Source organism: Novosphingobium sp. AAP1 (genome assembly GCF_001295765.1).
Lineage (GTDB): Bacteria > Pseudomonadota > Alphaproteobacteria > Sphingomonadales > Sphingomonadaceae > Novosphingobium > Novosphingobium capsulatum.
Genome location: NZ_LJHO01000001.1, coordinates 359,124 through 385,056, shown reverse-complemented (window position 1 = coordinate 385,056; position 25,933 = coordinate 359,124). Strand labels below are relative to the sequence as shown.

Here is a 25,933-nt window from a genome sequence, read left to right as displayed (position 1 = left end):
GCCCAGTTGCCGCCAATCTAGAATGGTGCGAACACTCCTAGCTAACTGCAACGGTTGCCAATTTCGGAGCGCAGGCTTGTGAATGCACCATTCCCAATTCTGAAGGACGACGAGCGGGAGCATCCTGTTCCGTTTTTATGGAGGAGTAAGCTTCGCGATATCGCGGAGGCGCTCAAAGATGGTAACTTCAACCTACTGGGCCTTGCGGATGTCGAACCGCAGGACGATGACGCTGCTGCTGCAGTTGCCCGAAATATCAAGGGCTATGGTTTCACGTTAACCTCGCTTCCTGACGAAAGTTGGGAAACTTCGGTCTGCCAGTGGCAAATAGAATACTGGGAGGTGATGGTTGACTTATTTACCGTCGAGGAGGGATATAGCGACTTGGTTTTGCACGTTCATGTTTTCGAGCGAGACGGCGGTTTCAATTTCAAAGTGCACTACGTTTATGTGCCATAGCGCGGGCTATAGTCGCTTGTGGCAATGACCGGTTTCCACCACTTGCAGCCTATTCCCTCGTCATTCCCGCGAAGGCGGGAATCCAGTGAATGCTGCGCGAGAACCACAGCCGCCATTTTTGCCGCCATCCCATAACTGGATTCCCGCCTGCGCGGGAATGATGGAGTTGGAGATGGTAAAGATAACTTCCCACCCGTTACGCTCGGCCCCAGACCGCCAATTTTGCCCACGCGCCTTCATTCACGCCGTGGCTATCCACGCGGCGGCGGCCTGCATCACGGGGTCAGTTCCGGCGGCGATCGTGGCGGCGGTTTGCGGTACCAGATGATCGGGCATGATGCCGGCGTCCGGCTGCGGCGTCGGCGGGAAATAGCCGATCAGCGGCAGGTCGAACTCGATGCCGCTGCCTGGCAGGCGCGTGAAGAAGAAGCCCCCGCCATTGATGCCACGGCGGTTGCCGCCGGTCGGCTCGCCAAACAGGGTGATCTTGCCGCTGGCGCGCGCCGCGCTGATAAATCCGAACGTGGCTGAACTGTTGGCCGGGCCGATCAGCGCGGCCACCGGCAAGGTCAACCGCTTGGCATCGGGCCGGACCGGTTGCGGCGCATGGGTTTGCGGCAAGCTGATCCAGCCGTGGCCCAGGTCGGCCCCGCCTTCGCCAATGTGGCGATAGCTGTCGTCCCACGTCGAAACATGATCGGCGAGGCTGGCGGGCACGGTGCGAAATCGCACGCGGCTGCTGAATGGCCAGTTCATGACATCGCGATCGACCAGGCGCGCCAGGATCTGATCGCCGCAATCATCCCCGCCTTCGTTGCGACGGATATCGATGATCAGGCCGCGGGCGTGCGCGGCATCGTCAAGCCGGTCTGCCAGCCAGCTGCGCCAATTCCATTTGCTGTTCCACATCCCCCAGTCGGGCATGGTCAGCACGGCAATGCCATCACTGCGCACCTGATAGCTCCAGCGCGGCTCGTCGCTGCTGGCGGGTAAGCGGATCATGGTGGCGCGCCGGGCAGCAAGGCCGATCGCGGGCACCTCGATCTGGGTGCGGCGCCCATCGGGCAGGATGGCGTCGAGCGCGTGGCGCCCGGTTGCGGGTGGCAGCAGCAGGCCCTGGAACACGTCGAAGGTTTCGATAGTGGCGTTGCCACGAACACCGAGCAAAGAGCGGCGCTTGGCGTCGTTGTGCCCATCGGCGCGGACATAGGGCATGAGCCGGGCCAGGATCTGCCCGCTCGGCACCCCGTTCACCGCGGTGATTTGCGTGCCACGCGGCAATACCCCGGTGCCGGTGTGATCGGCGGTGACGACCATGGCCGCGCCGATCCATTCGAAATGAAACGGCAGCCGCGTCGGCCGGTCGAACAGCGCCTTGGCCACGGCATCTGACTGGTTGAAGAAATTGGCATAGCTGTGCCCGCAGCGCAGCGTCGCCAGCAGTCGTGACAAGGCAAGATAGCACCGATCAAGATTGCCCGCGTCCAGCCCCGCGCCATAATCCTGCGCGAACCGGTCAAGGTTCCGGGCCAGTTCTGCGGGAGAAAGATAGCGGTCGCGGCCGGGATGGATCGCCAATGCCGCGCGCAACACGGCCATATCGGCTTCCAGGGGGGCTTGCGCCGCGTGTGCAGATGGTGCGGGGCACAGGGGCAGGGACGCCAAGCCCGCTAGCACGCTGCGGCGCTCCATCATATGCCTCCCCCTCAGCCAGTCATGCTCCTGCATCGGGTGTATCGGATTTTTACGGGGCTGTCTGTGGCGGTATTTGCCCTGGCGGCACGCCCATTTGGGCAGGCGCGATCAGGGCACCGCTGGTTTTGTGGGCGCAGGCGACTGCCCCACGATAAAGCGCGCGACAAGGCGGCGCGTGGTGGCGACCGGAACCCCTGCTTTATCGGTAACGACCGCCAATTTCCCGCTTCCGGCCAGGGTTTTGCAAGCGGCCCTGGCGAGCGGCGGAGAGAGGATTTCGGTTGCCAGCGGCTGTGTCCTGGGGGCGGCCACGCATGCGCCGGGCGTGCCGTCTGCCGCCACGAACTGGGCGACCGCCACACGCGCGCGATCCGCTATTCCGGCTGGCAAGCGGGCGACGTAAACGTCCAGATCGACCTGGTCTGGGCTCTTGGCGTTGGTCAAGTTGTCGATCGTATAGCTGATCCAGGTGCGATAGACCCCATAGACTGGCTGACCTTCGGCATCGCGCGCTGGTTCAAAGCGCGCGCGCCGCTTGATCAACGCGCATGTCAGGGCCGCGGGGGTCTTCTCGGCAAAGCCAGGCCCACGCACAAAGCCGATCATGCGGCAGGATTCGGTTAGCCCAGCGGGGTTGACCACCACCTCCATGTTGACCATCGCGCTTTGCAGGGCCTGTGTCATGCGGCTTGGATAATCGTCGGCCGTGACAACTCTTTCGCCGTGGATCAGATCTGGCGCGGCAAGGCCAAGCGCAAGTGTAGCAAGCAAAACGGGCATCCACGCTCTCCACTGGAACCAAGCCCAGTGTTATGCCGCTGCAGCGCCCTTGCCAACTGCGCCTATTCGCCCAGCAATTGCTTGCGCAGGCGGGTTTTCACCAGTTTCGCCTCAAGGATGCGGCCGATCACATAGAGCACGGCGAAGAAGCTGGCAAAGACATAGGCCGATGTCGGGGAGTAGCGATCGCCCTTGCGGTCGGGCTTCTTGCCGTCCTTGTCAGGCGCGGGGGCGCCCAGCGCCTTGTCGATGGGGTTCATCGGCAGGACGCGGTCCTTGCTGGCGTCTTTCTTCTTTTCGGCCTTGGCCTTTTCCGCCGCTTCGGCCGCCGGTTTCTGCCAATGACCAACCGCGATGGTCAGTTGGGCAAAGGCCAGAAACAGCAGGGGTGCCAGGAAGCACAGCAGGAGCGCGCGGCTGATCAGGTGATAGCGCAGCACCAGGCCGGCGCTGCCTTGTTCCACCTGCAGCACGCCGTTTTCGAACACGGCCAGTTTGTCTTGCGCGGCGGGATCAACCTTGTTGAAGCGCAGGGCATCGGCGGCGCGCTGCTGGCTGGTGCCGGGTTGGCGCAACAGCGGTTGCAGCTTGGCAAAGGCTTCGTCGCCGGTCTGGCCGGCGGGCAGGTCCAGGCTGCCGCGCACATGCCAGATCCAATCGATGAAGCGCAGGTTCACAGGCGTTTTCCGGTGGGCGTCATGGGGGGCGGTGCCGGCGAAGGCGGTGCTGCTGCTCATCCCCACGTTACTCGGCCGGAACGGCGCTGGTGGTGGCGGGGCGGGCGAACTTCGCCTTGATCGTGCGCCAGCCATCGGTGAACGGGTAGGTCATCTGCTCGCGAATGCTCATGCGGCGGCCGCCTTCCATGCCCAGCAGTTCGGCTTCGCCATCGACGCAGGTACCGAACATGCGATCGATGAAGATGTAAGTATTGGTGAAGTTGCTGCGGCTGGCCTCAAAGTCCTGAGAATGGTGCAGGCTGTGATGTTCGGTGGTGTGGAACAGGAAGCGCCACCAGCGCGGCGAATTGAACCGCACGTTGATGTGCTGATAGCTTCCCACCGCCATGCCGATGGCTCCGGCCAAAAGGAACGCGCGCGGCACGAAATCGAAGAAGCCACCCACGCCCAATCCGATCAGGAACAGCTCGACCGGATTGCCCACCGCGCCCTTGTTGATGTTGAGCTGGGTGATGTAGTGGTGCACCGAATGGGGCAGCCACAGCGGATACCAGTTGTGCATGCCACGGTGCATCCAGTATTGCCCGAAATCGAAAATGAACGAAATCAGGAAAGCCTGCACCAGTATCGGCAGCGTGATGAACCAGTTGAACTTGTCCCAGTGCAAGGAATCCTGGATCGCGCCGACCATCACGTCCGAACCAATGAAGCCATCGACCAGGCGCAATACAGTGTAACCCAGGCCAACATAGAACAAGTCGGTGGTGACTTCCTTCCACGTCAGCTGCCAGCTTTCGTGGCGGGGAAAGAAGAACTCCATCGCCATCAGCAAGACACGGAAGCCGATGCCGATGCCGATCGCGGTGGATGCCTTGGCGATCGAGTTCGGCGCATAGTACCAGAACAGGATCATCGCGAAGAGCACGGTAGGCTGAAACCAGGTGAAGAACAGGCGCTTGAACGGGCCGCCTTCCACCCGCGGGACGTTTTCCCAGCCCACCGTCACCGGTGCCTGGGTGCCTATCCGCCGCTTGCCGACCAGAACGCCTTCCATAAGCCTGACCTCGTAATACTTGGGTACCCGGTCTAGTAATACTAATTGAAGACATGGTAATACGGATCGAATGCTTCGTCTATACCATATTGCACCTGCTTATTGACTAAATCACCCGGTAAAACCGGCATTTCGGCCGATTTGCGGCCCAGGCGATGGTGCGATGCACCGCGAGGCGCGGGTGGCCGCAGCGGCGCTGGCGACAAGCCAGCCCGATTCGCGACAGGAAATGAACTTGCCTCCACGGCGTTTCCCGCCCAGACCGACGCCCCCCGGAGGGACAGAGAAAGGGCAAGGCGATCATGCCAAGGTTGCAGGACAAGACATGTGTGGTCACCGGCGCTGCCAGCGGCATTGGCCTGGCCATCGCCAGGCAGTTTCACGCCGAGGGGGCACAGGTGATCCTGACCGATTGCGACACCGCTGCCGGCAGTGCTGCGGTCGCTGCGATCGGCTGCCGGTTCGCCGCGCTCGATGTGCGAGACGAGGGCGATTGGGCCACGCTCGCCACGCAGGCGCCAGTGATCGATGTGTTGGTCAACAATGCCGGGGTCACCGGGTTCGAGCATGGCGCCGTGGCGCATGATCCCGAACACGCCAGCCTGGCCGACTGGCGGGACGTCCACGCCGTCAACCTTGATGGCACGTTCCTGGGCTGTCGCTATGCGATTGGCGCGATGAAGGGGCAGGGCAAGGGCTCGATCATCAATATCTCGTCGCGTTCGGGCCTGGTCGGCATCCCTTTTGCCGCCGCCTATGCCGCTTCAAAGGCGGCGGTGCGCAATCACACCAAGTCGGTGGCGCTCTATTGCGCGCAGGCCGGCTGGCAGATCCGCTGCAATTCGATCCACCCCGGCGCGATCCTGACCCCGCTGTGGGAGCCGATGCTGGGCACCGGCCCCGATCGCGACGCGCGCATGCGGGCGCTCGTCGCCGATACGCCGCTCAAGCGTTTTGGCACGCCCGAGGAAGTGGCAGCGCTCGCCGTGATGCTCGCCAGCGACGAGGCGACCTATGTCACCGGCGCGGAGTTCAACATCGATGGCGGCCTTCTCGCCGGATCGGCGGCGACGCCGGGGTGAGGCTGTAACTCGTATCAGCCCCGATCCGCGCGCATGGCTCACCCGTCGACCTGTTCGCTCCATGCCAGCCACTGCGCTTCCACGCGGGCGAGTTCGGCTTCCAGGTCTTCGCGCAGCTTGCCCATGGCGCCCAGGTTCATGCCCTTGAGCTGCCCGGTTGCCTTGGCCGGATCGGCGAGGGCGGCATCGATGTCGGCGATGCGGGCCTGCAGCTTGGCCATGTCCTTTTCGGCCTTGGCAATCTGCTTGCCCAGCTCGCGGCGCGCCTGCCATGCCGCCTGGGTGGCAGCCTTCTCCGCCTCGGTCTTGGGGCTCGCGGCTGGCTTGGCAGCGGCATCAGCCTTGGGCTGGTTCCGGCCCAGCACGAAGTCGATGTAATCCTCCATGCTGCCATCATAGGGCACGGCGGCCCCGTCATCGACCAGCACCAGGCGGTCTGCGGTCAATTCCACCATGTGGCGGTCGTGGCTGATCAGGATGACTGCACCCTGATAGGCGTTGAGCGCCTGGACCAGCGCCTCGCGCGCATCGACATCAAGGTGGTTGGTCGGTTCGTCGAGGATCAGCAGGTGCGGCGCATCGCGGGTGACGAGCGCCAGGGCGAGCCGCGCGCGTTCCCCGCCTGAAAGGCGCGAAACTTCGGTCGTCGCCTTGTTGCCGGAAAAGCCGAACCGACCCAGCTGGGCGCGCACGGCGGCCTGGGTCTTGCCCTCCATGGCGCGGGTCATGTGCAGCAGCGGGGTGTCGCTGCCGGCCAGTTCTTCCACCTGGTATTGCGTGAAATAGCCGATGGCGAGCTTGCCCGAGGTGGTCATGCCGCCTTCCATCGCCGGCAATTGCCCGGCGAGCAGGCGCGCCAGCGTGGTCTTGCCGTTGCCGTTGCGGCCCAACAGGGCAATGCGATCATCCGGATCGATGCGCAGATTCAGCCGCTTGAGGATCGGCTGGCAGGGGGCATAGCCCACCGCCGCCATGTCCAGCGTAATGAGCGGCGGGCGCAGTTCATCGGGGCTGGGGAAATCGAACGTCAGGCTGGGGTCTTCCAGCATGGCCACCACCGGCTGCATCTTGGCCAGCATCTTGGCGCGCGATTGCGCCTGCTTGGCGGTAGAGGCGCGGGCGCTGTTGCGGCGGACATAGTCTTCCAGCTTGGCGCGCTGGCTGGCCTGGGCGGCCTGGGCCGCGGCGGCCTGCGCCGCGCGTTCGGCGCGCTGCCGCTCGAAACTGTCATAGCCGCCGGGATAGAGCGTGACCTTGCCGCCCTGCAGATGCAGGATATTGTCCACCACGTTGTTGAGCAGGTCGCGCTCGTGGCTGATCACGATTAGCGTGCCAGGATAGCTGCGCAGGAAATTCTCCAGCCACAGCGTTGCTTCCAGGTCGAGGTGGTTGGACGGTTCGTCGAGCAGCAGCACGTCGGGCTGCGAAAACAGCAACGAGGCCAGCGCCACGCGCATTTTCCAGCCGCCCGAAAAGCTGTCGAGCGGGCTGGCCTGCATCGCTTCGTCAAAGCCAAGGCCGATGAGGATGCGCGCCGCCCGCGCCGGGGCGGTGTAGGCGTCGATGGCGATCAGCCGCTCGTGCACGTCGGCCAGGCGGTCGGGGTCGGTGCAGGTGTCTGCCTCGATCAGCAGCGCGGCGCGCTCGGTATCGGCGGCCAGGACGGATTCAAACGGTGTGGCCGTACCGGTGGGCGCTTCCTGCGCGATATAGCCCAGGCGTGCGCGGCGCGGCATGTCCACGCTGCCTTCGTCAGGCTCGATCTCGCCGATCAGCACTTTCATCAGCGTGGATTTGCCCGCGCCGTTGCGCCCGATCAGGCCGACGCGTGCGCCGGTGGGAACGGTGGCCGAGGCGCGATCGATGATGGTGCGGCCGCCCAGGCGCACGGTGATGCCGGAAATGGTGAGCATGCCCGTGCGCCTAGCCGGCTGCGCCCGTCAGAACAAGCCGCGATAGGCGCCGCCATCCAGCGTCAGGCACTGGCCCGAGATATAGCCGGCCTGCGCCGCGCACAGAAAGGCGCAGGCATCGCCGAATTCGTGCGGCTGGCCCACCCGGCCCGAGGGACCACGCGCACCGATGCGGGCATAGGCCTGTTCCAGCGTGATGCCCTCCTGCGCCACCTGCTGCTGCGCCAGCGAGGCCAGGCGATCGGTGTCGAACGGGCCGGGCAACAGGTTGTTGACCGTCACGTTGTCGGCCACGCAATCGAACTGCAAGACCTTGGCCATGGCCATCAACCCGGCGCGCGCCGAAACCGACAGGCCCATCTCGGGCGCCGGCATCAGCACCTGGGCCGAGGTGATGTTGACGATGCGGCCAAACTTGCGCGCCCGCATGCCGCCCACCACCGCCTTGATCAGCGCCAGCGGGCTCAGCATGTTGGCATGCAGCGCTGCCAGGAAGTCGGCCTCTTCCAGCATGTCGAGCTTGCCGGGGCGCGGGCCGTGGTTGTTGTTGACCAGGATATCGGGATCGGGGCAGGCCGCGAGCAGCGCGGCGCGCCCTTCTGCCGTGTCGAGATCGCCCACCACCGCCATAACGCTGGCGCCGATTTCGCGGGCGATCCGCGCTTGCGCCGCCTCAAGCCGGGCGGCGTCACGCCCGTTGATCCACACTTGCGCCCCTTCGCGGGCCAGGGCCGTGGCGCAGGCCAGGCCCAACCCCTTGGATGACGCGCAAACCATTGCCTTGCGCCCGTTGATGCCCAGATCCATCGCTGTTTCCTTGTGCCGGGCAGGGGTTTAGCCACGCCTGCCGATAGGAGGTTTGCTCTATCGCAATCGCGGTGGGGAACAAGCCGGGGCGATGATGCGTTCGCACAGCAGCCCAACCGCCCCATCCTTGCGCCGAAATGCGGGATACGGCTGTGGCCATCCGCCCTTTGCCCGTCATTCGATTGCCACACGGTGATATTTTGCTAATCGCCAGCCGGTGTTCTGCGTGAAACCATCCCATCCTGGCCGCGGGGTAGCAGCCCTGGCCCTTGCGCTGGCCTGTGCGGCCTGCGCCGTGCCCGCGCCGCGCGTGGTTGATCCCGGCCTGGCCCCGGCAGACGACGTGCGCGCCGATGCCACCCCATGGTGGACCCAGGCGGGTGACCCGGTGCTGGCCCAGGTCATTGCCCAGGGCCTGGCGCATGATGCGCGCCTCGCCTGCGATGCCTGGCAGTTGCAGGCGCAGGCCGATCGCCTCGCGGCCCGGCGCCGTCACCTTGGCGGACGGCTTACCGGCTTGATGGCCGCAGAGCGCGTGGCCGATGGCGTGGCACCCGGCGCCTATGCCCATGCCGCACTGGTCAATCGCCGCGCTGCCGCCATGGCCGAGGCCTATCTTGCCGTGCGCCTGGCCCAGGCGCGCTTGGCCGCACGGCGCAGCGCTGCCGCGCCTTGGCAGGACAACACCGAAATTGCCCGCTTTCGCCGCGAGGCCGGGCTGGTTTCGGCGATCGACGGTGCGCTGGGTGGCGTGATGGTCGATCTCGATACCGATGCCGTGACCCAGGCCGAAACCGATGTGTCGCAGGCCATGGCGCACCTGGCAGAGGAAACCGGCCTTGCGGGCGATGCGCTGGTTGCGCTGATGGGGCAGGGCGGCGCCGTGCCCACGCTGAACGATATGGCCGCGCCCGATACCCGCCGCGCTGGCGTGATGCTGGTGCGCCAGGAGCAGGGCCAGGCGGTGGTTGCCGGCACGACCTCGGTCGATCAGGCGCGCGCCGCCCTGGCCAGCGCTACGGCGGCCAATGCCGAAGACATGGATAGCGCGGCCAAGGCGTTGGAGGCGGCGCGCCAACTTGCCCAGGCGAGTGCACGCACCCTGGCGCAGGCCGATCGCACCGTGCGCGATGCCCGCGCCGGCTATCGCGCCGGCGCTGAACCCTTTGCCACGCTCTATGTGGCCGAAGCCTCTGCGCTGGCTGCTGGTGAGGCCGATGCCACGGCGCGGGCCGGGCTGGCGCGCGCGCAGGTGCGGCTGTGGACAGCCCATGGCCTGGGCTGGACCGCCGCCGATCTTGCCCCGGCGGCTCCGGCCCAGGCGCCGTCGCAATGCTCGGCAACGCCATGACCGACGGCGATCTCGATGCCTTTCTCGGCGCCCGCCCGCGCGCCGGGCTGGCGCGCTGGGGTATGGTCCTGGCGCTGCTGGTGGCCGGTGTGGCGGCGTTCTGGCTGCTGCTGCGCTTTGTCGATGGGCCGGACATGCCCTATTACAGTGTGCCACTGGAACGCGGCAGCCTGACTCCGGTGATGAGTGCGAGCGGAACCCTGCACGCGGAGGACGAAGTGATCCTGCGCGCCCCCGAAGGCGGCGTGGTGCACAGCCTGCTCGGGCCGGGCGATGGCGTGGTCCGCACCGGCCAGCCCATCGCCGTGCTCGATACCGCGCCGCTTCAGGCCGCGCTTGCCAGTGCCGAGGCCACCAGCGCGGCGGCCGAAGGCACGCTGCTGGCGGCCCAGTCTGATCTCGATGGCGCCCGTGCCCGGCTGGATCGTTATGAGGGCGTGTGGCGCAAGTCTGGCGGCCGGGTGCCTTCGGTCAACGAAATGGACGGCGCCCGCGCCGAACTTTCGCGCACGGCAGCGGCTCTTGCCAGCGCCACGGCGGCCCTGGCCAAGGCGCGCAACGATGAAGTCCTGGCGCGCCGGCAACTGGCCGATGGCACGATCCGCGCGCCGTTCGATGGCGTGGTGGTCTCGCGCGCAGTGGCGCCGGGGCAACTGGTGGCGCCGGGCACGCCACTTCTGTCGCTCGCCACCGGGCTCGATCGCCTGGTGGTGACGGTGCCGCTGCCGACGGCCGACGCCCAGCGGCTGGCCACCAATGCCCGCGCCCATGTTTTGCTGGCCGGCATGGCCGACAAGGTGCGCACCGCGCGGCTTGTGCGGATCGATCCCACCGACGATACGCGCGGCCTCGATCGCTTGGCGGTCTTCGCGCTCGATCCGCCGGCCGCTGGCGATGGTGCCATGGTGCAGTTGCGCCCGGGCATGGCGGCCACGGTGGAAATCGACCTGCCTGCGCGCGAAAAGGTGCTGCTCGTGCCCAATGCCGCGCTGGGCTTTACGCCCGATGGCGTGCCGCCGCGCCGTAGCACGGTCTACATCCTGTCAGACGACAACGAACCGCGCCAGGTGGCGGTGGCCACGGGCGCCAGTGACGGCAAGCGAACCGAAATCCTGGCGAGCGGGCTGGAGCCCGGCGTTCAGGTGATCATCGGGCGGCGCGCTGGCCCGTCCAAGCCGTGACAGGACGAAACCCAGGCGGGGCAGGCCGTGGAACGCGCTGGCTTTCCGCCGAAACCGAACGACGGGGGCTGCGTTAGGCAGGCATGATCGATCCTTCGAACCCTTCCGATGCCACCGCCGGCGCGGCTGTGTCGCGCCGCGGTTTTGCCACGATGGCGCTTACCCTGGCAGGCCTGGCGGCGCTGCCGGCGCGGCTTTTGGCCCAGGGCGCGGCGGGCAATTTCGGCCCGGCCAAGCCGTTTTCTTGGGATATCCTGGTGGCCGCCGCCCAGGCTTCCGCGCGCCGCCCCTATGCCGCCCGCACCGCCTCGCGCCGGGCCGCGCCGACATTTGATGATGCCGCGCGGCTGACCTATGGCGAGGCGCAGAGCCTGCCGGGCCACGTGCGGCTCTTTCCCACCCGGCTGGAAACCGCCCCATTCGCCGTGGGCATCAACGTGGTTTCCGCCGGCCAGGCGCGTCCATTGATCAACACGCAGGGGTTATTCGGCGCGGCGCAGAACGTCGATCCCGCCGGTTTTCGCGTGATGCACGCCGATGGCCATGGCGATTGGCTGGCGTTCCTTGGCGCATCCTATTTCCGCGCGGCGGGCGAGAAAGACCAGTATGGCCTGTCGGCGCGGGGCATTGCCGTCGATACCGGCACGATGCCTGGAGCGGAGGAATTTCCCGAATTTACCGCGTTCTGGATCGAGGATCTGGGCGGGCCGGAAGGGCGCCAGCGCCTGGTGATCCATGCCCTGCTTGAGGGGCCGTCGCTGACTGGGGCCTATGCCTTCGATACCCGCCAGACCGAGGCGGGCGTGGTGCAAGAGGTGAAATCGGCGCTGTTCCTGCGTAAGGACGTGGCGCGGCTGGGTATCGCGCCGATGACCAGCATGTTCTGCTTTGACGAGGCGACCAAGATGGACCGCCGCGACTGGCGGCCCGAAGTGCACGATTCCGACGGCTTGGCCATCTGGATGGCCGATGGCGAGCGCATCTGGCGCCCGCTGGAAAACCCGCCAGAGCCGCGCACCAACACCTTTCGCGCCAACTCCCTGCGTGGCTTTGCCCTGGTCCAGCGGGATCAGGCGTTCGATCACTATCAGGATGACCTGGCCTTCTACGATCGCCGGCCATCTTTGTGGGTAGAGCCGCAGGGTGATTGGGGCGCGGGTGCGGTTGTGCTCTATGCCTTTTCGACGATCTCGGAAAACGTCGACAATGTGGCGGCTTTCTGGCTCAGCGATCGGCCGGCCAAGGCCGGCCAGCGCCAGGATTTTGCCTATCGGCTGACCTGGACCAACCGCGATCTGGCCGCCAATGCCAATGCCCGCTGCATCAAGGTGTTTGCCGGGCCGGGCGGCGTGCCGGGCGGTGATCCGATCCCCGGTGCCACGCGCTATGTCCTCGATTTCCAGGGCGATTCTCTTGAAGGCCTTAACCGCAGCAGCGGTGTCACGGCCGAACTGGACTTGCCGCCAGAGGCCGTGCTGCACAAGGCGGTCGGCCCGGTCGCCGGGCGGGAAAAGCAATGGCGCGTGACGCTCGATATCAAGACGCAGGGGCTCGCCGCGCGTGAATTTCGCTTGTTCTTGAAGCGCGGCGGCGGCGCGCTCAGCGAAACCGTGATCAAGGCGATCCAGCCATGACGGACCGCGCTGCGCCAGGTGGCCAGCCGCCGCTGCTCCCGGCCGAAGCGCCGCTCGACATGCCGGTGCAGCGCCTGTTCGGCAATGCCCCGGCACGGCGCGAAGTGGAAACGCGCCCTCACGGCCTGCTGGTCAAGCGCTGGCTGCTCATCGCGCTGACGGCGGTGTTGGGCCTTGCTGCGTCGAGCGAGGTGCGCGTCGCCTTTTCGCGCGATGGCCTCAATGCCATCGAGGTGGCGCTGCTCGTGTTCTTCGTGCCGCTGTTCAGCTGGGTGGCGTTCGGCTTTGTCAGTTCGACGATCGGCTTCATCCAGCTGATCAGCGGCGCGCATCCCGGCTTTGTGCCGGTGCCATCGCCCGCTGCCAGCCTGGCCCATCGCACTGCCGTGCTGATGCCGGTCTATAACGAGGATGTCGACGCGGTGTTCGCCCGCGTAGAGGCGATGGCCTTCGCCATCGATCGGTCGGGCGGGGCGCCATGGATCGATTTCTTCGTGCTCAGCGATTCCAGCGCATTGCATGGCAAACGCGAAGAGGCGGCGTGGGCCGAACTGGCCGCGCGTGCGCCGATCGCGGTCTATTATCGCCGCCGCGAGGAAAACACCGCCCGCAAGCCCGGCAACATTGCCGAATGGGTCCGCCGCTTTGGCGGGGCCTATGAAAACATGCTGGTGCTTGACGCCGATAGCGTGATGACCGGCGACGCCATCATCGGCTTGGCCTCGCTCATGGAGGCACGGCCGTCGATCGGCCTGCTCCAGACCGTGCCGATGATCACCAATGCGCGCACCCTGTTCCAGCGCTGGATGCAGTTTGCCAGCGAGGCCTATGGCCCGATCGCATCGGCCGGGCTGCTGTGGTGGAGCGGGGCAGAGGCCAATTTCTGGGGCCACAACGCCATCGTGCGCACCCGCGCCTTTGCCGAAAGCTGTGGCCTACCCGATCTGCCGGGCAAGCCGCCGTTCGGCGGTCATATCCTTAGCCACGATATGGTCGAATCCGCGCTGCTGCGGCGGCGCGGCTGGGCCGTGCACATGGTGATGATCGGTGGCAGCTATGAAGAATATCCCCCCACCATCGTCGATCATGCGCTGCGCGACCGCCGCTGGATGCAGGGCAATCTGCAGCATTTGCGCCTGATCGGTGCCTCGGGCCTCGCGAGCACCAGCCGCTTGCACCTGCTGATCGGCGCCTCTGCTTATCTTACTTCGCCAGGCTGGCTGCTGCTGCTGCTCGCCACGATCGCCCAGGTCGCCATGGCGCGCATCGGCGGCGGGATTGAAGGCAGTGTCCTGATGACCGTGCCGCCGGGCGTGCTGGCGCTTACCGTGCTGCTGCTGTTCGGGCCAAAGGTGATGGGCCTGGTGTGGATCCTCGCCGACGCACGGCGCTGCGGAGCCTTTGGCGGGCCGTGGCGCGCGCTCCGCTCCGTCCTGGTCGAGCTGGTGCTCTCCACCCTGTTCGCGCCGGTGTCGATGCTCTTGCAGATCAAGGCATTGCTCGGCCTGCTGCTCGGCATTCCTTCGCAGTGGAACGCGCAGAACCGCGATGCCCAGGCCATTGCCGTGCGCGCGATCCTGCCGGCGATGCGCGACCACATCCTGCTCGGCCTGGCGTTTGCCGCCACGGTCTGGCTCGACCCGGTCACTGCGCTGTGGCTCTCGCCGATCACGCTGGGCCTGTTGACTGCCCCCTGGCTGGTCAGCCTGACCTCGCGCGAGGATCTGGGCGAAGCCGCCGCCCGTCGCGGCCTGTTCCGCGTCCCCGCCCGCACCATGCGCGTCGGTCGCGCCGAAGTGCCTGATCCCGCCGCGGAGGCCGCGCCCGGCGGCATGGGATCGGCGCAAGCGCAGCCGGTTTCCGCAAAGGCGCTGGGTGCGTGAGGTGCGGGTAGGCTGTGCGGCTTGGGAAATCGCAGCATATAGCTGAAGTTGATCGACCGATTATCCACACATCGCGCAAGAAAGGAAGCTGGACCCCGGATCAAGTCCGGGGTGACAATAAATTTTCACTTAATTTATGTTTCCTCGTCACCCCGGACTCGATACGGGGTCCATCTTGAAAATGCGCAATTACAAATCGGACATAGAATAAAGTAAAATTTTTCTGATTTTTCTCTGCGGCATTTTATATCTATTTCAATAGATCTTGCATAATATGCGTGAGGCCATCATGCTAACTTCATTATTACTGGTGGCCTGAGGATTTCGTTACTACCAACCGGCTTATCCCATCAACGCTGCTGATACTGAACGCAAGCGATGCACCGCTTGCTCAGCCGGCTTGTGGTTTTCTCGGCTTTGGAAATGATTTCACACGAAGCCACGAAGCCACGAAGCCACGAAGAACCCTCTTGTGATCTGCCTTTGTGGCTTCGTGGCTTCGTGTGAACGTCAGGGACGTTGAGCAGCCCCACCTATCATGTGCAAATCGCTCAACCGCAATCGTGCCCGGATCAGCCGAGATTGGCGGGGAACGGACAGGCAGCTTTGAGGAGGCTGGTGGCGATAACTACTGTTCCCGAAAAGGATCGAATATCGAGAAAAGCGGCTAGATCGCAAGCGACAGGATCGGGCGGCTCCACGTTGCCTTGGCAGTCGGTGGTTTCGTACCGACGACGACCGCGCCCATCGCCTCATAGAAGCCCACCGAGGGCGGATGGGAAACGATCTTGATCGAGGCGATGCCCTGCCGCCTCGCTTCCGTCATCATGTGCCGGAACAGCATAGACCCTAACCCGCTACCCTGAACGCCATCTGCTACGAACATCAGGTCCAGTTCGGGTTCACCATCAAGGGTTAGACTGTAAAATCCGCACAACGTGCGATCACGCTCGGCGATATAGAAAACATCTCGCTCGATCTGCGAGGGTTGGACCGCATACCCGTCGAGAATACTTGCATACTTACCGCTATAAGCGGCCGACCCATGCATCAGGTCGGTAAGTGCTTCCGCATCATCGGGCACGGCAGGGCGGATCGTAATCACTGCTGTTCCCTATCACCGGCTAGCTGTTCCCGCAATCGAGCGCGATGCGGGCACCGTCACCTTCCTGATTGGGAGGATTCAGCGGGAAAGCCGTGGCGCCGCAGGGGTGTCATCGCCCCGAATGAGCCGCTTTCCCAAAATCTGTTCCCTATTGAGCTTTCCCGAAATTGCCTGCTGGACATCGGAAAACAGGAATCTGATGACAGTTCGAACGGCGGTCAGGCTCTTATGCATACAGATCGAACGACCGGGGTTGGGCGTAAACTGTCGCGTGGATTTATCCGCCAACCCAGCGCGCGCTGGTGCGGCGCGACCTGTGTTGGCCAAGCGGTCATTCGATCGCGCCGCCTTCTTCTCCTTGCATGGCGATTGCCGGGCACAGCGCTCCTCCGGCTGCGCCGTTATTCCGCCCGCTAAGCCGATACCCTCACTCTGCCGGCTGCGTCGAAAACGCCGGCTCGGGCATCGCGCTGCCCAGTGCCATCGCCGGGGAAAGCTGCAAGGGCGGCAGGCGGCGCACGGGGCCGCGCCATGGGGTCAGGCGGGGCACGATCGGGCGCAGGGCCAAGGCGGCGCCGGTCAGGATGGCAAAGTCCGTTCCCGGGTCGCAGGTGGGAGAGGACAGCGAGGCGACCACGGCATCGACCACTGCCGCCCAGGCGCAGGCCGCGCCGGTCGACAGCGCCATGTCGGGCGAGGGGACATAGGTGGACAGCCGCGTGGGTTTGAACGCGCTGATCATGTGCACGATCATCGCCGTCGCGCCGATCAGGCCGGTGCAGCCCAGCACGGCGGTTGCCAGGCTAGACGAGCGGAAGCTGCCCGGCCCAATGCCGATGCCATGCGTGGCGACAAAGGCATGCCAGCCCTGCCAGGCCCAGAAGCCGCGCTGTTCGCCAGACAGCGATTGGCCCTTGTCCACCGTCATGTGGCGCAGTAGTTCCGTGGCATCGTTGACCAGAACCGGGTGGGCGATCATCAGTCCGGTGATCAACACGATCATGGCCAGGCCCGCGCCGGCAATGATCAGGGCCCGATCGGCCGGCATCGCGCCTGGCAATAGCAAGCTGCGCCCCAGCACCAGCGCGCCATAGATGCCCAGGCCGACATAGGCCGTGGTTGCCGTACTGCACAGCAGCGCCGCTGCCAGCACGAAGGCCGCTGGTCCGGTGTAGCGGCTGTCTACCCGACGCAGCCAGCATTCGAACAGGAACACGAACCAGTTGATCCCAAACCAGGCAAAGCCCGATGCCTCTGGCCACAGCCCGGCCATGCGCACGAACCCGCGATAGCTGTGATCGAGCTGGGCATAGGATCCGTTGCGGAACAGGGCGAGCACGGTTTCCACCGGCGTGCCCTTGGCCGCCACGCTGAGAAAGCCGATCAGGCCGTGCACCAGCCCGGCGATCGCCATGGTGCGTACGAACACGCGGCGCCCGCGCTCCTTGCTGCACACCACGTGCGCGGCAATCGCGGTCAGCAGGGTGCCGAACAGATAGACCGTGGTGGTGATGTTCTGCGCCGAAAAGCTCAATGGGCGGGTGGAATAGATATAGGCGCGCATGGAGATATAGCGCGCTTCCACCTTGCCGCGCATCGGGGTCACGTCAATCTGCCCGGCGAACAGGCGCGGGCCGATAAATGCCAGCACCGCGCCATAGAGGATGAACGTCGCCAGCCAGATATTGGCCCGCGCCGCCTGGCCCACCGCCATGCCATTGCCCACGCCGGGCACCAGTAGGCGCAGCGCCATGAACACCAGGGCAAACTGCACCGGCGGGATCGACGACCCGCCCAGCATCGGCAGCACGATCGCCGCCGAGCCGCCAAACAGCGTCGAGACCAAGAGGAATGCGAACATCGCCTCGATCGATCCGGCAAGGAACAGGCTGAGGCCCAACAGCACCTGGATCGCGCCGATGAAGGTCAATTGCATCGCAGGCTCCGCACAAGCAGGACGATAGAAACGGAAGGGAACGGCGCCATCATGGCCGGATGAAATCGGGCGCGCAGCGCACCGCCTTGGCAAAGCTGGCAGGGTTGCCGCGCCACACCTGCGCGGCGGGAATATCCTGGGTCACCACTGCGCCGGCGGCGACCACGGCATGATCGCCGATAGTCACGCCCGGCAGCACGATCACCCCGCGCCCCAGCCACACATTGCTGCCCAGCCGGATCGGCGCCACGCGCACGCCGTCGCCTTGGTGCACCGGGTGGTGGTTGGTATCGCACAGCACGCAATCGGGGCCGATGCGGCAATGCGGGCCGATCTCGATCGCGCTGTGGCAGATCAATTGCACCCCGGCGTTAAGAAAGACGCGATCCGCCAGCGTGACCAGCGCGCCGCGCGCCACCTCGATGCGCACCGGCGCAACGTCACCACGCAGGTTGACCCGCGCGCCGATGCGGATATCGCCCGTTCCGCTGATGCGCGGGCGATGGCCGTGCACGAAAAGCCGGCGCCCAGGCACCGTCCCGCGCCGCCGCAATGCCAGTCGCGTGGCCAGCGTGACCAGCCGGTTGCGCGGCTGGAGCGCGGCGAGCCAGCGGGCCAGTCGGCCGCTGGGGCCAGCCACGGGCGGCGCATCGACCGCAACGCGCGGCGTAGTTTGCCAGTCTTGCGGGCCTGCCGCAGGGGGGAGTGGCAAGGCCGGGGCGTGACGATCGGTCGAAGCGGGGGCGAGATGCGTGGCCATGGGTATCCCCTGGTCAGAAAGTGGCAGACGATTTCACAAGCACGATGACAGTGGGGCGCCGCGCCCTATTCCAGCGCATGCAACAGCCCCTGGTCGAACCGGTCGGGCGCAAAGCGGCGGGCATCGGCCATGGCGGCGGCTGGATCGAAATGCGGCAACCAGGCTTCCATCGCCTTCACCCCGGCGATCAGCGAGTCCACGCTTTGGCTGGCAAAGAACTGGCCAGTCAGGTCTTGCGTCACGCTGTCGAGCGCGCCGCCTCCGGCATAGGCGAGCACGGGCCGGCCCGAGGCGATCACCTCCACCGGGACGATACCGAAATCCTCTTCGGCTGGAAACACCAGGGCGCGGCACTGCGCATAGGCGCGGCGCAGCGCGGGGAAGGGCAGCCGTGGCAGGATCGTGATGTTGGGCCCGGCACGGCGGCGCATGGCGGCGGCCAGCGGCCCATCGCCCACCATCACCAGCGGCAGGCCCAGCGCGTTGAACGCATCGATCGCCAGGTCGGGCCGCTTGTAGGGCACCATCTGCCCTACCCAGAGATAGGCCGGCCCCACCGCATCGGCGCGATCGAACAGGTCGATCTCTACCGGCGGATGCACCACATCGGCCTCGCGCCGCCAAGCCTTGGCAATGCGCCGCTGGATAAAGCGCGAATTGGCCACGATGCGATCCACCCGCGCGGCCGAGCTGGCATCCCAGGCGCGCAGGCGATGGCACAGCAGCGGCATCATCGTGCGGCTGACCATCCCGGCGGCATCGCGATAATCGTGATAGTGGTCCCACAGATAGCGCATGGGCGAATGCACGTAGCTGAGATGCAGGGCATCAGGCGCGGTGATCACGCCCTTGGCCGGGCCGCTTTCGCTGCTGATCACCAGATCATAGCCGCGCAGGTCAAGCTGCTCGAGCGCCATGGGCATGAGCGGCAGATAGCTTTGATAATGGCGCCGTGCACCGGGCAGGTGCTGGATAAAGCTGGTCGTTACCTTGTGGCGGCGGATCGTGTCGGAAACAGCTGTCGGGTCGTACACGTGGGTGAAGATATCGGCTTGCGGAAACAGGTGCAGCAAGCGCTCCAGCACCCGCTCCCCGCCGCGCATCGTCACCAGCCAGTAATGCACGATGGCCACGCGGGCAAAGCGGCGGCGTGGGTCTGCGCTTGGATGGACCGCTGGGATCGCCGTGCGCTCTGGCTTGGCGGGCAGTACCAGCTGCGCACTATGGTCTTCGGGCCGCCGCGCCGTTTCCGGCACATGCAGTGGCAAAGCCGGCACGTCGGCCGTGCCTGCTGCGCCCGGCGCGGTAACAGCCACCGCCGTGTCCGCAGGCGCAGTGGATCGGCCCGCCGAGCGCCGCCGCTCAGGCATAATAGCTCTCGTAACTGCGGTAGAATGCGGTCTCGCCATAGTCGAAGCGGGGCTGCTTGCGCATGTCCACGCGGGTGAGGGCGACGCCGGCCAATTGCACGCGGTCGATCGGCAACAGGCGCAGCGCGGCGCGCAGGGCCTGCTCCGGTGTCTTGCGCCAGCGCACCACAAAGACCGAGGCATCGGCCTTGCCCAGCAAGAGGCGGGCGTCAGCGATGGGCAGCACCGGCGCGGTATCGATGATCACCGCATCGAACCGTTCGCGCGCCGTGGCGAGCAGGCGATCCATTTCGACCCCGGTCATCAGTTCCGCGCGATCACCCGCCTCGGCGCAGAGCGGCAGGATCGAGAGACCCGTGCCAGGATCGACAACCAGCGCATCGTCGAGGCTGGCCGTGCCGTGCAGCACTTCCATCAGGCCAGGGCGCCCTTCGCCCCCGCGCAGGAACCGGCTGACGCCCTGGTGGCGCAGATCCCCGTCGATCAGCAGGATGCGGTCACCTGCCGCCGCCATGGAGCGCGCCAGGCAGATCGACGTGGTGGTCTTGCCTTCCTCGGGCAGGGCAGAGGTGATCGCAATGATCCGCGCCTCGGTGGTGTTCATCGCGATCGAGGCGCGCAGCGAGCGGAAGCTTTCGGCAAAGACCGAACGCGGATCTTCCAGCAGGGCGCTGGCCGGCACCCGCTCCCCGCGCCGTGCCACCGATTGCAGTGTGGGAATGGCGCAAAGATAGCGCACGCCCATGCGCTCTTCGATATCCTCGCCCGTGGTCAGGCCGGTGAAGGTCATTTCCGCCAGAAAGGCTGCGGCGATGCCAAGCCCGGTGCCCAGCGCCAGGGCCAGCACGGCGTTGATCATGATATGCGGGCTATTGGGGTTGCGCGGAACATCGGCGCGGTGCAGCAAGTCGGCATCGGCCTGTTCGGTGCCCTCGCGCGCGGTCAACTCCTTGAAGCGGTTGAGGTAGCTTTCATAGAGCGCGTTAGACGTTTCGGCACGCTTCTGCAGATCGTCGAGCCCCACTTGCGCCGCGTTGTTCTGCGCCAGTGCGCCGCGCGAGGCATCGAGCGAACCGGCCAGCGAAGCCAGGCGTTGCTGCGATACCCGTGCCTTGGCCTCAAGGCTGGCCATCACGCGTTGGGTTTCGGCGGCGATTTGCCGGTTCACGGCATCAAGCTGCGCCTTGGAGCGCAGCACTTCGGGATGCTGTGGGCCATAGCGTGATGACATGGCGGCAAATTCGGCGGCAAGGCTGGCTTGCTGTGCGCGCATCTGGCCGATCACCGGTGAGAGCGAGGCTTCGCCCACGCCGCCGCTGCCACCGGCCTGCAACTGGCGCTGCGCCGCTTCCAGGCGGGCGGCATCCTCGCTCGCCTGTGCCCGGGCAGCGGTCACTTCCTGGTTATACGACGAGATTTCCTGCTCGGTCAGCGTGCCCTGCGTGGTGCTGAGCAGGTTATGCGCGATGCGATAGCGTTGCACCGTCGCACTATCAGCCAGGGCCTGTTGGCGCAGTTGTTCCAGGCGGTTGGCGATCACCCCGGTGGTTTCGCGCGCGCCGCTGCGCTTGTTCTCCAGCGCGCCCAGCGTGTATTGCTCGGCAAAAGCGTTAGCGATGCGCGCGGCTTCCTGCGGGTCGCTGCTTTCAAACGTGATGGCAATGCCATACGTCGTGCCGATGCGCTGGGCCGCCACGTTCTTGGCCAGGTAGGCAATGGCTGCCTCGCGCGCGCTTTGGTGGGCGCCGGCAGATTTGGTGTTGGCGGCTTTCCCTTCGTCTGGCGATGGGGCAAAACGCGGATCGCGCGCCAGGCCCAAGGCATCGGCGACCGCGGCCGTGTTGGTTTCCGAGGTGATTACCGAAACCTGCGTATCGACAAAGCTTTCGCTGGGAATGGCGGGCTGGTCGGTGCGGTCGTTCGTGCTGGTCGGCGCGACCGGCTGCAACTTGCTGTTGAGCGTGACTTCGGCGCGGGCCTGATAGGTGCGCGGTTGCAACGCCGTGATGACCATGCCGATCGCCAGCACGCCCAGCAACACGCCCAGGAATACGCCGATGCGCCTGCGGAACATGGCCATCAGCCGCCGCAGATCGATGCGGTCGGTTGCCGCTGCGCTGTTGGCCCGCGGCTCGGCCGGCGTGGCCGGCACGATGCCGGCTGGCGCGCGATAAAAGTCGATTGCGGTGTTCACCATTGCCCCCTTCGGCCAAGTCAAGCTCTGCACCCGGCGCGCATGGCGGCGGCGCGATTGGCGCCCCAGGCCTTGCCCGCTCCCGGTATGACCTCAGCCTGTGGCGGTTCGCCCGCGCAAGGAAGGCCAAGCATATCCGCAGCGGAGCAATAGCGAGGCACCGCTTGGCACCCCTTGCAGCCGGCTGATCCGGGCCCAGGAGAGGGGTGCGGCGGGTGGCGCAGGCCGGGTGGCAATCGCGCCGTCGGCTATCGGTAAATCCGCGTATGGCACCGGAAAAATGCGTAGGATTTGCCCGCATATACGGCGCGCTGGCCGGTTCCGCCCGACGGCCATCGATTAGGCATGGCCAAGCCCGCCGCCCGGCCTAACCGGCGATTCCGATCGTTCCGGAAAGCCTCCAAGTCGGAGTTTTCATCCCGGGCCGCTGCATTGTCTTCGCAAGGGCGCGGCATAGAACAACCGGGAAACGAACGCACACGGAGGGTGTAACGTGATTCCCCATATCGATCATGGTCTCTCGCGCCATGCTGCCATGGCCCGGGCGGCCCGGCCCGCCATGCTGGCGGCCGTGCTGGGCTTCGCCCTGTTGTTGCCGGGGTGCGCGGGCACCACGGCGCAGCCATTATCGGCAGTGGACCGCGCCACCGGCCTGGCGGGCTATCGGGTGGGCGCAGGTGACAAGCTGCGCATCACCGTGTTCAACGAGCCGACGCTGACCGGCGAATACAACGTCACCTCCACCGGCGCCGTGGCCTTTCCCCTCATCGGCGTGGTCCAGGCGGGAAACCACACCATCGACGACGTAACGCACGAGATCACCGGTCGGCTGTCGGGCGCTTATGTCAACGATCCGCGCGTTAGTGTGGAAGTGCTCAACTACCGCCCGTTCTATATTCTGGGAGAGGTGAACAAGCCGGGAGAATATCCCTATGCCTCGGGCATGACGGTGGAGCAGGCGATCGCCAAGGCTGGCGGATTTACCTATCGCGCCAACGAAAAGACGGCATTCCTGCGGCGGCAGACGACTTCGGCCGAACACAGCGTATCGCTGCGCAGCGGCGCGCCAGTGGCGGTTTTGCCCGGCGACACGATCCGCGTCGGTGAGCGCTATTTCTGAAGCGGACCATCTGACCACAACGCCGTGCCACCCCGGCCGGCCGGATCGTCGCGCCGGCGCTTGGGCCAGAGCAGACGATCCGGGGCGGCCTCGCGCTGGAGGACGGCTGTGGAGTGCAGCGTGGGGGAGGGGCTACTTCTTCGCGCCGACCACTGCCCCGACGATGGAAATGTCGCCGGGTGATACGCTGGCGCCGGCATAAGGATCAGGATTGTGGCCCTTGATCGCGAACGTATAACCCATCTCTGCCGCTGATGGCCCGAAGAAGGCACCGTTGAATGCGCCGCTGGCAAAGTAGTTGGTGCCGCTGGTGAACGTACCGGCAAACTGGTCTTTCGCGATCGTGCCGCTGCCGCTGTAGACGCCTGCGCTGCCTTCGGTGGGATTCCCGACCGCGCGGAGGGACAGGCCGGTGCTGACCGTGCCCTGGGCGAAATCGGCCGTGAACGTTGCCGTCCCGGTGAGGTCGCTCAGTGTGGCCGGGGCATAGTTGTATGCCAGCATCGTGCCCGAAACGGTGGTGGCATAGGTGGCCGAACCGCTGGTGGGCATACCCTTGCTGCCCGACATTTCGCCAAATACGTAATAGCGGATGTCGGTCTGGTCGGCGCTCGCGTCGACGTGGGTCCATTTGCCAAAGCTGGTGTAGCTCAGGCTGACAGGGGCGGTTGCCGTATTGCCCGGCTGCGCATTGCCATACAGCGTCAGGGTGTCGCCACCTTTGTTGAAACTGGTAGTATAGTCGCTCGACGGCATCTTGTCGGCGGCGGTGAAGCTGGCCGAGGTGCTGCCCGCCTGCACGGTATAGGTTCCCGTCGCGGCGTCATAGGCGATTGTCGTGGCCGCGTTGACGCTTGCCGTGGTGGCGGGCGTCACTGCCAGTGGCTTGCTGAACTGGCTGCCGAATTGGCCGCTGCTCAGGCTGCCGGTGTAGGTTTGCGTGGCCGTCGCGGCGGAAAAGGTGCCCGAGGTGCTCTGCGGAAAAGGCTTGCTGGCCGATACGGAATTGACCGGGCCATCACCGCCGCAGGCTGCGAGCAATCCGCATGCCAGTGGAACAGCCATGCGAATGGTGCGAATTGTATATGCCATCGTTTCGATCGGTCCCGCAAAAGTTGTCTTGCGTGCCGCTGTTACAATAGATTTCCTGACGCGTATCCAAATATTTAGGATCATATCGGGGGAATAGTCTGCCCCCGCCGGATCGGCCGTCACGCGGTCAGCGCGCCGGTTCCGGCGGGGATCGACCAGCGGCTGGATCAGCCCAGAATGCCGGGCAGGTCCAACCCCTTTTCGCGGGCGCAATCCTGGGCGATGGCATAGCCGGCATCGGCATGGCGCATCACGCCGGTGGCCGGGTCGTTCCACAGCACGCGTTCCAGGCGGCGCGCCGCTTCGGGCGTGCCATCGGCCACGATCACCATGCCGGAATGCTGGGAATAGCCCATGCCCACGCCGCCGCCGTGGTGCAGCGACACCCAGGTGGCGCCGCTGGCGGTGTTGAGCAGGGCATTGAGCAGCGGCCAATCCGACACGGCATCCGATCCATCCTGCATGGCCTCGGTCTCGCGGTTGGGGCTGGCGACCGATCCGCTGTCGAGGTGATCGCGCCCGATCACCACCGGCGCCTTGAGTTCGCCGTTGGCGACCATCTCGTTGAACGCCAGGCCCAGGCGGTGGCGGTCACCCAGGCCCACCCAGCAAATCCGCGCCGGCAGGCCCTGGAAGTGAATACGCTCGCGCGCCATGTCCAGCCAGTTGTGCAGATGGGCGTTGTCGGGCAGCAGTTCCTTCACCTTCTGGTCGGTCTTGTAGATGTCTTCCGGGTCGCCCGACAGCGCCGCCCAGCGGAACGGGCCGATCCCCCGGCAGAACAGCGGGCGGATGTAGGCCGGCACAAACCCGGGGAAATCGAAGGCGTTTTCAACGCCTTCATCAAAGGCGACCTGGCGGATGTTGTTGCCGTAGTCGGTGGTGGGCACGCCGCGCGCCTGAAAATCGAGCAGGGCACGCACGTGGGTGGCCATGCTGGCGCGGGCCGCCTTGGCAACGCTTTCCGGCTCGCGCTCGCGCTTGTCGATCCATTCCGCCACGGTCCATCCGGCGGGCAGATAGCCATTGATCGGATCGTGCGCGCTGGTCTGGTCGGTCAACAGGTCGGGCAGGATGCCGGCCTCCAGCATCTGCGGCAGGATTTCGGCGGCGTTGCCGATCAGGCCCACCGAGACCGGCTTCCTGTCGGCGCAGGACTGGCGGATGATGGCCATCGCTTCGTCGAGGGTTTCGGCGGCGTGATCGAGGTATCCGGTGCGCAGGCGCATCTCGATCCGGCTGCGCTGGCATTCGATCGCCAGGCACGATGCGCCGGCCATGACCGCAGCCAGCGGCTGCGCGCCGCCCATGCCGCCCAGGCCCGCGGTCAGCAGCCACTTGCCGGAAAGATCGCCACCATGGTGTTGACGGCCCATTTCGACGAAGGTTTCATAGGTGCCCTGCACAATGCCCTGGGTGCCGATATAGATCCACGAGCCGGCGGTCATCTGGCCGTACATGGCCAGGCCCTTGCGATCGAGCTCGTTGAAATGCTCCCAATTGGCCCATTCCGGCACCAGGTTGGAATTGGCGATCAGCACGCGCGGCGCATCGGCATGGGTGCGGAACACGCCCACCGGCTTGCCCGATTGCACCAGCAGGGTCTGATCATCGTCCAGGCGGCGCAGGGTTTCGACGATCTTGTCATAGCTTTCCCAATCGCGCGCGGCGCGGCCGATCCCGCCATAGACGACCAGTTCCTCGGGCCGTTCGGCCACATCGGGATGCAGGTTGTTCATCAGCATGCGCAGCGGCGCTTCGGTCAGCCAGGATTTGGCGGTCAGGTCCGTGCCCGTGGCGGGGCGGATCACGCGGCTGTTGTCCAAACGGGTCATCG

At 65.7% G+C, this 25,933-nt stretch carries 20 protein-coding genes; 7 read left to right on the top strand and 13 right to left on the bottom strand.

Translation table 11 applies throughout. The features are described 5' to 3' along the window. Positions 1–78 precede the first annotated feature (78 nt). The gene (locus IP65_RS01570; RefSeq protein ID WP_197279192.1) at positions 79–459 is read left to right on the top strand and encodes a hypothetical protein; all 381 of its coding nucleotides are present in this window, start codon (positions 79–81) and stop codon (positions 457–459) included. Between the two features lie 240 nt (positions 460–699). Here the strand turns inward: IP65_RS01570 and IP65_RS01565 are convergent, their stop codons facing one another. The 4 genes from IP65_RS01565 to IP65_RS01550 all read right to left on the bottom strand — a co-directional run bounded on the left by IP65_RS01565 (position 700) and on the right by IP65_RS01550 (position 4,668). Next, positions 700–2,058, bottom strand: coding sequence for a S41 family peptidase (locus IP65_RS01565; RefSeq protein WP_197279191.1), 1,359 nt, complete (start codon positions 2,056–2,058; stop codon positions 700–702). A gap of 204 nt (positions 2,059–2,262) precedes the next feature. After that, positions 2,263–2,934 carry a hypothetical protein gene (locus IP65_RS01560; protein ID WP_054130529.1) on the bottom strand — a complete coding sequence of 224 codons (672 nt, stop codon included), beginning with the start codon at positions 2,932–2,934 and terminating at the stop codon, positions 2,263–2,265. Between the two features lie 62 nt (positions 2,935–2,996). Further along, positions 2,997–3,611: a hypothetical protein gene (locus IP65_RS01555; protein WP_054130869.1), complete on the bottom strand. Its 615-nt coding sequence runs from the start codon at positions 3,609–3,611 to the stop codon at positions 2,997–2,999. 67 nt (positions 3,612–3,678) lie between these two features. Then, positions 3,679–4,668, bottom strand: a complete 990-nt coding sequence (locus IP65_RS01550) for a sterol desaturase family protein (protein WP_054130528.1) — start codon at positions 4,666–4,668, stop codon at positions 3,679–3,681. Positions 4,669–4,970: 302 nt separating this feature from the next. Between IP65_RS01550 and IP65_RS01545 the strand changes: the two genes are divergently transcribed. Then, on the top strand, positions 4,971–5,750 hold the full coding sequence (locus IP65_RS01545) for an SDR family oxidoreductase (protein ID WP_054130527.1): 780 nt from the start codon (positions 4,971–4,973) through the stop codon (positions 5,748–5,750). Between the two features lie 38 nt (positions 5,751–5,788). Here IP65_RS01545 and IP65_RS01540 read toward each other — a convergent pair whose 3' ends face one another. Next, positions 5,789–7,663: an ABC-F family ATP-binding cassette domain-containing protein gene (locus IP65_RS01540; RefSeq protein ID WP_054130526.1), complete on the bottom strand. Its 1,875-nt coding sequence runs from the start codon at positions 7,661–7,663 to the stop codon at positions 5,789–5,791. Positions 7,664–7,690: 27 nt separating this feature from the next. Continuing rightward, positions 7,691–8,470 carry an SDR family oxidoreductase gene (locus IP65_RS01535; RefSeq protein ID WP_054130525.1) on the bottom strand — a complete coding sequence of 260 codons (780 nt, stop codon included), beginning with the start codon at positions 8,468–8,470 and terminating at the stop codon, positions 7,691–7,693. Positions 8,471–8,696: 226 nt separating this feature from the next. Here IP65_RS01535 and IP65_RS01530 point away from each other — a divergent pair, with 226 nt between their 5' ends. The 4 genes from IP65_RS01530 (at position 8,697) to mdoH (ending at position 14,519) form a co-directional block, all read left to right on the top strand. Then, positions 8,697–9,821, top strand: coding sequence for a hypothetical protein (locus IP65_RS01530; protein ID WP_156306350.1), 1,125 nt, complete (start codon positions 8,697–8,699; stop codon positions 9,819–9,821). Beyond that, entirely contained in the window at positions 9,803–11,002 is a 1,200-nt protein-coding gene (locus IP65_RS01525; RefSeq protein ID WP_054130523.1) for an efflux RND transporter periplasmic adaptor subunit, read from the top strand. Before IP65_RS01530 ends, IP65_RS01525 begins: the two co-directional genes overlap by 19 nt. 83 nt (positions 11,003–11,085) lie before the next feature. Further along, positions 11,086–12,636, top strand: coding sequence for a glucan biosynthesis protein (locus IP65_RS01520; RefSeq protein WP_231627510.1), 1,551 nt, complete (start codon positions 11,086–11,088; stop codon positions 12,634–12,636). Next, positions 12,633–14,519, top strand: coding sequence for a glucans biosynthesis glucosyltransferase MdoH (mdoH, locus tag IP65_RS01515; protein WP_054130522.1), 1,887 nt, complete (start codon positions 12,633–12,635; stop codon positions 14,517–14,519). Before IP65_RS01520 ends, mdoH begins: the two co-directional genes overlap by 4 nt. A gap of 667 nt (positions 14,520–15,186) precedes the next feature. Here mdoH and IP65_RS01510 read toward each other — a convergent pair. The 5 genes from IP65_RS01510 to IP65_RS01490 form a co-directional block, all read right to left on the bottom strand. Next, positions 15,187–15,624 carry a GNAT family N-acetyltransferase gene (locus IP65_RS01510; protein WP_156306348.1) on the bottom strand — a complete coding sequence of 146 codons (438 nt, stop codon included), beginning with the start codon at positions 15,622–15,624 and terminating at the stop codon, positions 15,187–15,189. A 427-nt stretch (positions 15,625–16,051) separates the two neighbouring features. Further along, positions 16,052–17,560, bottom strand: a complete 1,509-nt coding sequence (locus IP65_RS01505; RefSeq protein WP_054130521.1) for a hypothetical protein — start codon at positions 17,558–17,560, stop codon at positions 16,052–16,054. Between the two features lie 49 nt (positions 17,561–17,609). Beyond that, positions 17,610–18,320 carry a DapH/DapD/GlmU-related protein gene (locus IP65_RS22150; protein WP_082349699.1) on the bottom strand — a complete coding sequence of 237 codons (711 nt, stop codon included), beginning with the start codon at positions 18,318–18,320 and terminating at the stop codon, positions 17,610–17,612. A 65-nt stretch (positions 18,321–18,385) separates the two neighbouring features. Then, a complete protein-coding gene (locus IP65_RS01495; protein ID WP_082349756.1) occupies positions 18,386–19,423 on the bottom strand; it encodes a glycosyltransferase in 1,038 nt (345 codons plus the stop codon). Between the two features lie 259 nt (positions 19,424–19,682). Further along, the gene (locus IP65_RS01490) at positions 19,683–21,887 is read right to left on the bottom strand and encodes a polysaccharide biosynthesis tyrosine autokinase (protein ID WP_054130520.1); all 2,205 of its coding nucleotides are present in this window, start codon (positions 21,885–21,887) and stop codon (positions 19,683–19,685) included. 490 nt (positions 21,888–22,377) lie between these two features. Between IP65_RS01490 and IP65_RS01485 the strand changes: the two genes are divergently transcribed. Continuing rightward, positions 22,378–23,004 carry a polysaccharide biosynthesis/export family protein gene (locus tag IP65_RS01485; protein WP_231627509.1) on the top strand — a complete coding sequence of 209 codons (627 nt, stop codon included), beginning with the start codon at positions 22,378–22,380 and terminating at the stop codon, positions 23,002–23,004. A gap of 132 nt (positions 23,005–23,136) precedes the next feature. On the opposite strand, the gene IP65_RS01480 is transcribed toward IP65_RS01485, so the two are convergent. Both IP65_RS01480 and hutU read right to left on the bottom strand, forming a co-directional pair. Next, complete coding sequence (locus IP65_RS01480) at positions 23,137–24,096, bottom strand: transferrin-binding protein-like solute binding protein (protein ID WP_171797963.1); 960 nt, start codon at positions 24,094–24,096, stop codon at positions 23,137–23,139. A 167-nt stretch (positions 24,097–24,263) separates the two neighbouring features. Next, the gene (hutU, locus tag IP65_RS01475) at positions 24,264–25,931 is read right to left on the bottom strand and encodes a urocanate hydratase (RefSeq protein ID WP_054130518.1); all 1,668 of its coding nucleotides are present in this window, start codon (positions 25,929–25,931) and stop codon (positions 24,264–24,266) included. Positions 25,932–25,933 lie beyond the last annotated feature (2 nt).